Annotated in this window: 14 protein-coding genes; 5 read left to right on the top strand and 9 right to left on the bottom strand. The window is 62.4% G+C overall.

Annotated features, from left to right (window positions below; all coding sequences use genetic code 11):
- Genes EDD52_RS07885 through EDD52_RS07870 form a run of 4 tightly spaced genes read left to right on the top strand, consistent with a single transcriptional unit; the run spans position 1 to position 3,760 of the window.
- Positions 1–804, top strand: coding sequence for an ABC transporter permease (locus EDD52_RS07885; protein WP_132243580.1), 804 nt, complete (start codon positions 1–3; stop codon positions 802–804).
- Between the two features lie 21 nt (positions 805–825).
- Positions 826–1,863: an extracellular solute-binding protein gene (locus EDD52_RS07880; RefSeq protein WP_132243578.1), complete on the top strand. Its 1,038-nt coding sequence runs from the start codon at positions 826–828 to the stop codon at positions 1,861–1,863.
- A gap of 59 nt (positions 1,864–1,922) precedes the next feature.
- Positions 1,923–2,951 carry a histone deacetylase family protein gene (locus EDD52_RS07875; RefSeq protein WP_132243576.1) on the top strand — a complete coding sequence of 343 codons (1,029 nt, stop codon included), beginning with the start codon at positions 1,923–1,925 and terminating at the stop codon, positions 2,949–2,951.
- The gene (locus EDD52_RS07870; protein ID WP_132243574.1) at positions 2,948–3,760 is read left to right on the top strand and encodes a nitrilase-related carbon-nitrogen hydrolase; all 813 of its coding nucleotides are present in this window, start codon (positions 2,948–2,950) and stop codon (positions 3,758–3,760) included. The genes EDD52_RS07875 and EDD52_RS07870 overlap by 4 nt, the downstream gene beginning before the upstream one ends.
- Positions 3,761–4,109: 349 nt before the next feature.
- On the opposite strand, the gene EDD52_RS07865 is transcribed toward EDD52_RS07870, so the two are convergent.
- From EDD52_RS07865 to EDD52_RS07855, 3 genes are all read right to left on the bottom strand, one after another.
- Positions 4,110–4,385, bottom strand: coding sequence for a periplasmic substrate-binding domain-containing protein (locus tag EDD52_RS07865; protein WP_132243572.1), 276 nt, complete (start codon positions 4,383–4,385; stop codon positions 4,110–4,112).
- Between the two features lie 147 nt (positions 4,386–4,532).
- Positions 4,533–5,117, bottom strand: a complete 585-nt coding sequence (locus EDD52_RS07860) for an ATP-binding cassette domain-containing protein (RefSeq protein ID WP_132243570.1) — start codon at positions 5,115–5,117, stop codon at positions 4,533–4,535.
- A 164-nt stretch (positions 5,118–5,281) separates the two neighbouring features.
- Complete coding sequence (locus tag EDD52_RS07855; RefSeq protein WP_132243568.1) at positions 5,282–5,719, bottom strand: pyroglutamyl-peptidase I family protein; 438 nt, start codon at positions 5,717–5,719, stop codon at positions 5,282–5,284.
- Between the two features lie 36 nt (positions 5,720–5,755).
- Here EDD52_RS07855 and EDD52_RS07850 point away from each other — a divergent pair, with 36 nt between their 5' ends.
- On the top strand, positions 5,756–6,244 hold the full coding sequence (locus EDD52_RS07850; RefSeq protein ID WP_132243566.1) for a LysR substrate-binding domain-containing protein: 489 nt from the start codon (positions 5,756–5,758) through the stop codon (positions 6,242–6,244).
- A gap of 22 nt (positions 6,245–6,266) precedes the next feature.
- Here EDD52_RS07850 and EDD52_RS07845 read toward each other — a convergent pair whose 3' ends face one another.
- From EDD52_RS07845 to EDD52_RS07820, 6 genes are read right to left on the bottom strand one after another with little or no spacing between them, the layout of a single operon-like run.
- A complete protein-coding gene (locus tag EDD52_RS07845) occupies positions 6,267–7,040 on the bottom strand; it encodes a LamB/YcsF family protein (RefSeq protein WP_132243564.1) in 774 nt (257 codons plus the stop codon).
- Positions 7,041–7,050: 10 nt separating this feature from the next.
- Positions 7,051–8,064 (bottom strand): 5-oxoprolinase subunit C family protein, encoded by a 1,014-nt coding sequence (locus EDD52_RS07840; protein ID WP_132243562.1) that lies wholly within the window; start codon positions 8,062–8,064, stop codon positions 7,051–7,053.
- Positions 8,061–8,801 (bottom strand): 5-oxoprolinase subunit B family protein, encoded by a 741-nt coding sequence (locus EDD52_RS07835; protein ID WP_132243725.1) that lies wholly within the window; start codon positions 8,799–8,801, stop codon positions 8,061–8,063. Before EDD52_RS07835 ends, EDD52_RS07840 begins: the two co-directional genes overlap by 4 nt.
- 5 nt (positions 8,802–8,806) lie before the next feature.
- Complete coding sequence (locus EDD52_RS07830; protein WP_132243560.1) at positions 8,807–10,102, bottom strand: TRAP transporter large permease; 1,296 nt, start codon at positions 10,100–10,102, stop codon at positions 8,807–8,809.
- 11 nt (positions 10,103–10,113) lie between these two features.
- Positions 10,114–10,662: a TRAP transporter small permease gene (locus EDD52_RS07825; RefSeq protein ID WP_132243558.1), complete on the bottom strand. Its 549-nt coding sequence runs from the start codon at positions 10,660–10,662 to the stop codon at positions 10,114–10,116.
- Between the two features lie 55 nt (positions 10,663–10,717).
- Positions 10,718–11,689 carry a TRAP transporter substrate-binding protein gene (locus tag EDD52_RS07820; RefSeq protein ID WP_132243556.1) on the bottom strand — a complete coding sequence of 324 codons (972 nt, stop codon included), beginning with the start codon at positions 11,687–11,689 and terminating at the stop codon, positions 10,718–10,720.
- Positions 11,690–11,728 lie beyond the last annotated feature (39 nt).

The raw sequence follows: 11,728 nt of genomic DNA, 5'->3' as shown, positions 1-11,728 counted from the left end.
ATGTCAAAGGCCAGATTTGATGTGAAATCCTACCCCGGCTTCGTGCAACTGACCGTCCTTTGCCTGCTGATCCTCTACCTGCCGCTCATGGTCGTCGCGGTCTACAGCTTCAACGCCTCGGCCTCGATCGTGAATTGGGAAGGGTTCTCTTTGCGTTGGTACGCCGATGTCTTCACCGGTCCGGAAAGCGCCAAGTTCAAGCTCGCCGCGCGCAACAGCTTTGTCATCGCCATCATCGCCGCCACGGTGGCCACTGCAATTGCAACGCTGGCTGCCACGGCGATGATCCGGGGCGGCAAGTTTCGCCTGCGGGTGCTGTCACTGGGCCTGATTTCGCTGCCGCTGATGGTGCCAGAGATCGTGACCGCCGTGGCCACGCTCATCTTCTTCAACTCCATCGGATTCGAGCGTGGGTTATTGACGATCCTTCTGGCGCATATCGCCTTCTGCATCCCCTTTGCCTACTTGCCAATCTCGGCCCGGATGCAGGGGATCGAGGATACCTATGAACAGGCGGCGCTGGACCTTTATGCCACCAAACGGCAGGCGTTCACCCGGATCCTGCTGCCGCTGATGATGCCGGGGATCGTGTCTGGCTACCTCTTGGCCTTCATCATCTCGCTTGACGATTTCATCATCACCAACTTCGTGAAGGGCGCTGGCGTCGAAACCCTGCCCACCGCGATTTTCGGTGCGGTCAAACAGGGACTTAAGCCCAACATAATGGCGATTTCGACCATGCTTGTCGGCTTTTCGATTATCATGGTCACGGTCTCGTATTTCGTCGGCAAAAAAGACAACTAAAGTCCAACAACGGAGCAAATAATGAAAAACATCCTGGCATCGACCATCGCCGCCGCTGCCCTTATGGCCGCAGGCAGTGCCGCACAGGCGGAAGGTAAACTCGCCGTCTATCACTGGTTCGAATACATTCCGCAGGAGCTTCTCGACAAATTCGCCGCAGAGAATGATGTCGAGATCATCATGGACACCTATGACAGCAACGAAGCGCTGCTGGCTTCGCTCAAAGCCGGGGCGATGGGCACCTATGACGTGGCCGTGCCGGGCGATTACATGGTCAAGATCATGGCCGACGAAGGGCTGCTCGACACCATCGCAGAGGGCGAATTGGCCAACACGGGCAATATCGCACCGGAATGGGCTGACCCGGCCTTCGACCCCGGCCGCCAGCACTCGATCCCCTACCAGTGGGGCTCGACCAGTTTCATGGTCAACCGCGATATCTATCAGGGCGACATCGACACCACCGACATTCTGTTCAATCCCCCGGCCGAGCTCTCGGGCAAGATCAATATGCTCGACAGCCAGGGCGAAGTGCTGGCGATGGCCTCGCTGCACCTTGGAATTCCGCAATGTTCGACTGACCGCGATCAGCTGAAGGCGCTGAACGACATGCTGCAAGAGGCCAAGGGGCACTGGGCGTCGTTCAACTCTGACACGGCCAAGGAGGTGCTGGTCTCCGGCGACGTGGCGGTGGGCCAGATCTATGACGGCTTCGGCGCCAAAGCCCGCGCCGAGGGTGCAAATGTCGAATACGCCTTTCCGACCCAAGGCTATGTCGTCTGGATGGATAATGTCGTGTTGCTGAACGATGCGCCCAACCGCGAAAACGCCCTGAAATTCATGGATTTCCTGCTGGAGCCGGAAAATATCGCCGCGGTTTCGAACTATGCACGCTACGGCGCAGGCGTCACCGGCGCGGGTGAATACATGGATCCCGAATTGGCATCTCAGCCGGAATCCAACCCGCCTGGAACAGCGGGCGAAGGTGTCTTCATCGAGGTTTGCGATCAGCAGACTCAGGAAGTGTATGACCGCATCTGGACCGCACTGAAGAAGTAACCCAAACGCCGCGCGCCGCTTTCAGGCGAGCGGCTTCTCCTTGATCGGACAGTGCGCAGATGGAAACGATCTACACCGCAAAACACAAGCTGCGTGATGCGCGGACAGAGCTTTTCGGCGGACAGCTCGTCGCGCCATTCGAACGCCCATCGCGGGCGGAACATGTGATTGCGCGCATCCGCGAAGAGGGTCTGGGCGCGGTGTCGGATCCCGACGATTTCGGGATGGATCCGATCCACGCCATCCACCCGCAGCATTTCACCGATTTCCTGCGCACCGCGTGGGGTCGCTGGAAGGAGGCGGGGTTCGAGGGCGAGGCTATTCCAACGTCCTGGCCCGCCCGGCGGATGGTGGACCGTCCGCCGCGGCATATCGACGGGTTGCTGGGCTATTACGCGCTGTCCGCCGAGACCAGCCTGACCGAATCCACATGGGACGCTGCCTATGCCAGTGCACAAGTCGCGTTAACTGGTGCCGAGCGGCTGCAAGAAGGTGCGAGTGCCGCCTTCGCGCTATGCCGCCCGCCCGGCCATCACGCCACGGCGGACATGTATGGCGGCTTCTGCTTCCTGAACAATGCAGCTATCGCGGCACAGCACATGCTTAGCCACGGTGCGTGTCGCGTGGCGATCCTCGATATCGATTTTCACCACGGCAACGGCACTCAGGATATCTTCTACGATCGTGACGATGTCTTGTTCATATCCCTCCACGGTGACCCGTTGGACGCCTATCCCTATTTCCTTGGACACGCCGAGGAAACCGGGATGGGCGCGGGCCAGGGCCACACGCTCAACCTGCCCATGCCGCCGGGCACCACATTCGCTGTCTGGCGAGAGGGCCTTGCGCGCGCCCTGTCAAAGATCGCGGAATACGGGGCTGACGCGTTGGTCGTGTCCCTCGGCGTCGATACGTTTGAGAATGACCCGATCAGTTTCTTCAAGCTGCGCAGCGAAGATTTCCTGACTACAGGACAAGATCTCGCCGCAGCCAATATGCCAACACTCTTCGCGATGGAAGGCGGCTATGCGGTCGAGGAAATCGGCATCAATGCCGTGAACGTGCTGCAAGGCTTTGAAGGCGCGTGACCCGGCCCCCTGAATTTCACATTGGCCTTTGGCAAGAGGAAACGCCTCCCGGCACTCTATCCGAAGTCATCGATCAGGTTGGGCGCGCGGTCGCCCAAGCCCACGCGGCGGGTGTGGCGCTTCTGGTGTTTCCAGAATGCTACCTGACCGGGTATTACCGGCCCTCGCCAGACGTGCATGGCATTGCCCGAACGGTCAGCCAGGGCCACCTGACGCGCCTGTCGCAGATTGCCGACGAAACGGGCGTGGCCTTCGTGATCGGGGCCTATCAGGTTACTGCGCAAGGGGTGGCGAATGCTGCGCATGTCTTCCTGCCCGGATCGTCTGCTCCGCTTACCTATCACAAGCGCGCCCTTTACGGAGATTGGGAAAAATCCGTCTTCACCTCTGGCACTGGTCCGCTGATCTTCGATTACGGGGGCCGCAGGTTCGGCGTCCTGATCTGCTTCGATGTGGAGTTCCCGGAACTGGTCCGCGAGGCTGCGTCTCTGGGCGCCGACACGGTGCTGGTTCCCACCGCCCTGATGGCACCAGAAGATGACGTCGCAGATTTTCTCGTCCCCGCCCGCGCAATCGAGAACGGCATCTCCGTGGTCTATGCCAACCGGATCGGGGCCGAGCAGGAGCTTACCTTCATCGGCAAGAGTCAGATCTGCGGGCCGCATTCGAGCTCGCGCATTGTCGCTGCCGCAGGGTTCCGTGGTCTGCTTCACGCCCCTCTGACGACCGAGGCAGCGCCCATCGACTACGTCAAGGAAGTCGTTGCGCAAGGCATCCCACGCCGGGAAACCACGATTCTGAAGGGTTGAAGTCCTTCGCGGCCGCTCGGATTCGCCAATCTCCGCTTAACTCGACCCCGATGTATTCTTTCTCGACCGCATCGAACGTTCGCTTTTCTGAAGCCTTTCGTGGCGAGCCGGGGTGCGACGCTGCCTTTTTGCACAGCGGTTGATATGAATGCTGAGACGCTTAAATGATGCATGGAAATATGGGGTAATAGAGAAGTACCCATCTTTTGGCAGTCGCGGATTGCAGCCTACTTGCCATGAAATGGGATCAGCGCCTGCCTATACCGAATACGGCATTTTACGCGTTTAAACGGTTTGCAGTCTATGCGTAAAGGCCCCAATACCAGTAGAAAACACCCACCGAACCAATCTAACCCCAATCTACACCACCAGAAAGAAGCTCGGCAATGCGGGTTTCATCGTCGAGGTCTTCGCCGCGAAACACGAGCGATTCAAAGATATTGCTGCCGATTGAGCCCCAGGACAGGCGGAACGTGTCGATCGGGTCGAGGTTCTGCGGGTCCTGTTGCTGGGCGACGTTCAGGGTGGTGCCTTGGGCAAAGGCCGGGGCGGCCAGCGCGAGGCAGGACACCAGCAGCGCGGACCGCAGCGCGGTCTTTGCCGAGAAAGTTTGGCGGATGTTCATCTATCAAGTCTCCTGTTGGGATAGCGAAAGGGTGAAAGGGCGTGTCGTCAAACCTGTGCGGCGACGAAATGCCCGTCACTGACCGTGACAAATTCTATCGGCGCGGGTTCGTCCCCGACGGCCCGCATGCCGCTGGGGATTTCGCCCTCAAGAGGCGGCCGGGTCGGGCGCATGCCGGGGTTGAGCGAGCCGTAGGGATCCTGAAAGACATATTGCGTCTGCTTGCGGAACGCCTTGCGGTCCTCGGGGGGGGAGCGAAAAGATATTTTGCCCGTGAAAACGCATCGCGCCGGACACCGGATCCTGCAATTGCTGGAAGTTCTTGCCGACGGTCGACTTGTCGCTGCCGGATTCACCCACAAGCGCCAGCGTCTCGGCCGGATAGATGTTGAACGACACTTTCTCGGCGGCATGGACGCGGTGGGTGACACGGCTCAGCAGCCCGCCCCGGATGTCGAAGCGCACCGTCAGATCCTTGATCTCCAGCATCGGTTTGCTGCGGTCCACCGGCTTGGCCGGGACGTCCTCTGGCGCAATCTCTTGCGCCGGAATGTCGAAGAGTTTCGGCACCGCTGCCAGAAGCGCCTGCGTATAAGGCGCCTTGGGATGGCCCAGCACCTCCTTCACCGCGCCGGCCTCAATGGGCTTGCTCGCCTTCATCACCAGCACATCGTCGGCCATTTCCGACACGACGCCCATGCCATGGCTAATGAAGATTACCGAGGTCTGCATCTCGGCCTGAAGGTCACGGATGATGTGCAGGATCTGCTTGAAACAACAACTCGCCCCCTGCAACGCGGGCGGCGGAGGACGGGTCGCCGAACTCGACACTCAGGTCGCGGACGGACGGCAGGGGCGTTTTCGGTGGGGTGGTTGCGGGCATGTCGGTCTGCTGCTCAAACGGTCTCTGTTTGTCGTGCTGTCAATACGGTCGCGAGCGTGGCGATGCAGATCTCTATGGCGTGGGTTGTCATGGCAAGGCTCATGGAGGCCATCTGCCGATTGCGGCCCTCCATCACGGCACCATTGCGGGGGGGTTGCGGAACATGGATGAACCCGATGAGCGTCTGCAGGCCGCGTTTCTGGATTGCATGTGCCGTGGTGTAGAGCATTTGGTTGCACAGATGCGTTCCGGCGTGAAAGGGCACCGCCGCCGGGATGCCCGCGGCGTTCACGGCGGCCACCATCTCGGCATGTGGCAGAGTTGCGCCGTAAGCCACCTGCCCGCAGGTCATGATCGGCGACAGGTCGACTTGCGCACCGGAACTGTCAGGCACGTCGACATGGTGCCAGTTGATGCACCCTGCGTCCTTCCTTGACGTAACGTTGGACACGTTTCTTGGTCACGGACTTGTTGCAATCAAGCCAGTTTGGGAATCACCCACGCTTTCCCAGACCTGCCGGGACTGACGCAGAAGACCTTTCTGCGGGCGTCTCATGTCTGCGCGATGCACAGCTCGCATCCGCTTGCGGGCAAGGATGTGATCGTGCCGCAGGACCTTGAAAGCGAGAATGTTTTGCGCATTCTGCCCGAGGGAGAAGTGGATTGGGATGCCACGATGGCGGTGCTGGAAAATTCCGGCGTCCGGTTCAGCAGCAATATCGCCACGCAAAGCTCGCACACCGGCTATGCGCTTATCGCGCAAAACCTTGCGATTGGGTTGATAGAGCCCTTTGCCGCCCATCCCTGGCACCGCAGCGGCGTTGTGACCCGGCCCTTCGAGCCGCGTCTTGACTATACCTATGTGGTCACCCAGCCTGAGTTGCAGCCCGTCTCGAGCATGATCACGGCGTTTATCGACATCCTGTGCGAAACCGCGGCATCGTTTGACTCAAGCGCCCACCCGGACGCGCCTTGAGATCCCTTGACCTACACCGTGGTCAGACCGGCGCGCCGTTGAAACGGGCCAGAGCGACACCGCTGTCTTGCAGCGCGCGTCGGACCTCGGCGGCGATCCTCACCGCTGATGGCGTGTCGCCATGCAGGCAAATGGTGTCGATGCGGGTCTCGATGCGTTTGCCGTTTTGGGTAAGGATGGCTCCCTCGCGGACCATATCGGCCATGCGCTTGCCGGCGAGGTCCGGATCGTGGATCACCGCGCCGGGCAGGCTGCGGTCAACCAGCGTCGCGTCGTCGTTATAGGCGCGGTCGGCGAAGATCTCGCAGGCGACCGGGCAGCCGAGCGTACTGGCCGCGCGCTGCTGCGCAGTCCCTGCGAGCACCATGATGATGATGTCCGGTGCCACCGACAGTGCTGCCTCGTAACAGGCGCGCGCCATCGCTTCGTCTTCGGAGGCCATGTTGGCCAGGGCGCCATGTAGCTTCAGGTGACGCACCGCGCCGCCCGCCGCCTTGGCCATCGCCTGCGCGGCGCCGACTTGATAGCGAACGAGGTTCTGCAGCGACGATGTCGCCATCTTCATGCGCTGCCGGCCAAAACCGTGAAGGTCGGGAAAGCCGGGATGGGCACCGATGCCAACATCCCTGGCCACCGCCGCCTGCATGGTATCGGCCATAACATCCCAGTCGCCGGCGTGAAAGCCGCAGGCGATATTGGCCGAGGTCACGATGTCCAGCAATGCCGCGTCGTCACCCATCTTCCAGGCGCCATAGCTCTCGCCCATGTCTGCGTTGAGATCGACTGTTGGTGCCATCTTGTCCTCCTTAGATGTCTTCATCCCCGGCGACGACGCCGCTGATCAACTGATAGGACAGCAGATCGCGCATCTGGCGCGGGTCGCGGATCAATGGGCGGCGGTGTTTGCCCAGCTCTGCGCGGCGTTTGGCCTCGGTGCGTTCCAGTTCCACCGCCTCGTTTAGGTCGACGAAGCGAAACCGCAACTCCGCGCCTGCCGGGGCCTGAGCGACACGCGGCAGGTCGCAGGGCAGGACGGTGCCGATCCGGGGATAGCCGCCGGTGGTCTGGCATTCCGACATCAGCACGAAGGGCGTGCCGTCGCCGGTGATCTGGATGTCGCCGGGCAGCACGATTTCCGAGACGACGTTGCGCCCGCCTTCAATATGGTACCCGCCGCCTTGGGGTTTCAGGGCGACGCCCATCCGGTTGGCGCGGGCAGCGCGGTGCAGGGGTTCGGATTGCAGCCGCGCGCGTTCGGCCTCGGCAAATTGATGCGTCTGAAAGCTGGCGGTGAGGCGGACGGGGCCACCTGCGAAACGGTCCTCTGGCTCCAACAGCAGGCCGGTCTGCCCGCCCTTGTCCGCGCCGGTCTCCAGCCAATCGCCTTCCTGCAACACGGCGCCGATCCCGGCGGCCAGATGGGTGGAGCCTGCGCCAAGGAAGGCTTCGGCAACAAACCCGCCACCGACATGCAGGTAGCCGTAGCATCCCCGCGTGACCGCACCGATCGAGAGCCGCGCCCCTGCGGGCAGCAGGTGCGAGGCGTGCCAGGCCACGGGTTCGCCGTCGATGGTGGCACGCATGGGCGCGCCGGTGAGCGCGATGCGGATGTCGTCGGTGGCCTCGAACTCGCCGCCCATCGCGGCCATTTCCAGCGCCAGCGTATCGGCTTCGTGACCCAGCAGCGCCGCACCCTCGGCCAGCGCCAGCCGGTCCGCCGCCCCGCCGCGCGACAGGCCGAGCGCGAGACAGCCGCCGCGCCCCATGTCCTGCAAGGTCAGGCCGGGGCCTGCGCGGAGTATCCTGAGTTGTGCGCTCATCGGATCGCCTCGTAAGTCGCGCCGCCATCGGGGTCGCGGCGCATGTTTTCCAGCGTTTCGGGATCGGTGGCAATAAACTGCACCTCGTCGCCGGGGCGCAGGCGGATTGGCTCGTCCGCGTCCGGCTGGAACAGCGTGATCGCGGTCTGGCCGACATGCTGCCAGCCGGTGGGGGCCGAAACACCGAAGAGTACGAACTGGCGGATCGCCACCACCAGCGCGCCGTTCGGCACGCGCTCGGTCAGTTGACTCTGGCGCGGAATGTCCCAAGCCTCGGGCAATTCGCCGAGATAGGGCTGGCCGGGTGCAAAGCCCAGGGCCTGGACCCGGACGCGCGCTTCCGAGAGCGAGGCGACAGCCTCTGCCGCGCTCATCCCCGCCGCTGCGGCTGCCTGTTCCAGTTGAGGGGCCAGCGCTGTGCCGTAAACCGTGGGGACGCGCCAGAACCGGCGGCCTTCGGGCAGGGCGGCGTCGTACCAGTTCCGACTGTCGGCCAGGGCCTGCACCTTCGATGTAAGCTCCTGATGCGACAGGTGCAGCGGATCGAAGCGCAGGAAGCAGGAAACCAGCGTCGAAACGGTCTCTTCGATGCCGTCCCAGCCCTCGCGTACCACCGCCGCGCGAAAGGCAAGCGCGGCGCGGTTGGCAGGCTCGCTCAGCCGGTCGCCGAAGCTGACCAGCAGGCCGTCGACTCCGCCGGTCCGGATCAGCGGAAACTGTGCTTGGTCTTGTTGAATCTGGGTCACATCTGCTCCGGCAGGTAGGTCACGATGGAGGGGAAGATCACGATGATCACCAGCGCGAGGATCATCAGGAAGAAGAACGGCAAGGCCGCACGCGCGACTGTCAGGATATCGCGGCCCGTGAGCGATTGCAGCACGAAGAGGTTGAAGCCCACGGGCGGGGTGATCTGGCTCATTTCGACGACGATCACCAGAAAGATGCCGAACCAGAGCGGGTCGATCCCCGCCTGAAGGACCATCGGCATGATCACGGAAGCTGTCAGCACGACGACCGAGATGCCGTCGAGAAAGCACCCCATGATGACGAAGAACACCGTCAGCGCCGCCAGCAGGGTGAAAGTGGACAGCCCCAACCCGCCGATCCATTCGGCCAGGATGCGGGGGATGCCGGTAAAGCCCATGGCCACGGTCAGGAAAGACGCGCCCGCCAGGATGAAGGCGATCATGCAGGAGGTTACAGTGGCCCCCATCAGCCCAGCGGTGAAGCTTTCACGTGTCAGCGTGCCGGAGCTCCACGAAAGGATGAGTGCCAGCACGACGCCCACGGCGGCGGCATCGGTCGGGGATGCGATCCCGGCATAGATCGAGCCTATGACGCCGCCGATCAGCAGCACGACCGGGAGCAGGCGGCGCGACCGGCGCAGTTTCTCGCGGAAGCTGGCCGAGATGTCCTCCATCGGCAGTTTGTCGCGGTTGAGCAGCGCCCAGATCACGACGTAGCCGACAAAGAGCGATACCAGCAGAACCCCCGGCAACACCCCGGCGATAAAAAGCCGCGCGATGGATTGCTCGGTCGCCACGCCATAGACGATCAGGATGATCGATGGTGGGATCAATAGGCCCAGCGTCGCCGACCCGGCCAGCGTGCCGATCACCAGCCGTTCCGGGTAGCCGCGGCGCGACAATTCCGGGATCGACAGCTTGCCGATGGTGGCCGCGGTGGCAGCGGACGATCCGGAGACCGCGGCGAAGATCCCGCAAGCGAAGACGTTGACGTGCAACAATTGCCCCGGCATCCGGTTCATCCATGGCGAAAGCCCGGTGAACATGTCCTCGGACAGCCGCGAGCGGAACAGGATCTCTCCCATCCAGATAAAGAGCGGCAAGGCGGCCAGCGCCCAGGAATTCGAATGCCCCCACATCGTGGTGGCCATGACCAGCCCCAGCGGCGCATCGGAGAACAGCGCCATGGCGGCGATGCCGACACCGAGGAGCGAGAAGGCAACCCAGAGCCCCGCGCCGAGAAAGGCAAAGAGCAGGACCAGAAGGATGATGGAAAGCGCGGCAATGGACATGGGTCAGGCTCCTATTCGCTGAGCAGGCTTTCGCCCTTGCCGTCCCACGAAGCCGGAGCCCCGCGCAGCAGGCCGATCAATTCATCGAGCAGGGCAATGGCAAGGATGATCAGCCCGAGTGCAACGGGCAGTTGCGGCAGCCAGAGCGGCACCGACACCATGCCGGACGATCGGTCGCCATATTCGAAGGATTCGTAGACCAGAAGGATCAGGTACCAGCTTGCATAGGCGCTCATCGCCAGCGCGACGGTCACGACGAAGATCTCAAAGCCACGCTGCGCCTTTTTCGGCAGGCGGCCCAACAGCAGGGTGACGCGGATGTGCCCCCCCGCCCGCAAAGCATAGGCCAGCGAGAGGAAGGTGGAGGCGGCAAGGAAAAAGCCGGTGAAATCGGCGTAAGACGGGATCGTCAGACCGACGCCGTTGCCAGTCACGGCGGCGGCGATCTTGTCCGCAAGGTTGAGGCAGACCTGGGCAAAGACCAGCGCCACGATGGCAAAGATGAAGAAGGCCGCGAGGCCGCCTGAGGCCCGGTAAATGAAATCCAGTGTCGTGCGCATTTTGTCACCCGTGGCGTTGCGGGACCGGGCGCTCCATGGCGCCCGGCCGAATGGCTTATTGCTGGTAGGCAGACAGAAGGGCCGCACCGGCCTCGCCTGCCTCGGCTTTCCAGTTCTCCAGCATCTGCGCGCCGATCTCGCGGAGGCCGGTCATCAGCTCTTCCGATGGCTCCACCACCGTGATGCCGTTCTCGGCCAGCACTTTTGTCTGCGCCTCGGTCTCGGCCCGGCTCATGTCCCAGCCGCGTGCCTCGGCTGCGGCGGCGGCCTCAAGCACGGCGGCTTGGGTGGGGTCGTCGAGACGGCGGAACGACCGCTTGTTCACCACCACGATGTTTTTGGGAATCCAGGCCTGGATATCGGTGTAATGCGTCAGGAAATCCCACGCCTTGGAATTCACCCCGGTCGAGGGCGAGGTGATCATCGCCTCGACCCGCCCGGTGGAGAATGCCTGCGCAATGTCCGGTACTTCGACCTGTGTTGGTGCCGCCCCTGCCAGGTTGGCGAATTCCTCCAGCGTCGCGTTGTAGGTGCGGAATTTCAGTCCCGCGAGGTCGTCAACGGTGGCGATTTCCTTGGTGGTATAAAGCCCCTGCGGCGGCCACGGCACGGCATAAAGCACCATCATGCCCTGTTCATCCAACAGCCCAGCGATCACGCTCTTCTGTGCCGCCCAAAGCTTTTCTGCGTCGTCATAGTTCGTCGCGAGGAAGGGCAGCGAGTCGGCCCCGAATGCCGGGTTGTCATTTGCCAGAAGCGACAGAAAGAACTCTCCGATCGGGACCTGCCCGCTGCGCACCGCCTTGCTGATCTCGGGATGCTTGAAGAGCGAGGCGGCGGAATGCACCTTGATCTCCAGCCCGCCATCTGTGGCAGCCGCCACGTCGCTTGCGAATTCGGTGATGTTGACAGTGTGAAAGGTGGCGTCCGGGTACGGTGTCGGCATGTCCCAGGTTTCGGCGTGGGCGGGCATGGCCAGCCCGGCCAAGGCGATGGCGGCACCGCCCAGAATACGTGATGCGAACATTTTGCACTCCCTGTTTTTTTGGATATCCCGAGGCTGGCG

Origin of the sequence: Primorskyibacter sedentarius, assembly GCF_004342065.1 — a bacterium.
GTDB lineage: Bacteria > Pseudomonadota > Alphaproteobacteria > Rhodobacterales > Rhodobacteraceae > Primorskyibacter > Primorskyibacter sedentarius.
This window is presented reverse-complemented; position numbering and strand designations above follow the sequence as displayed.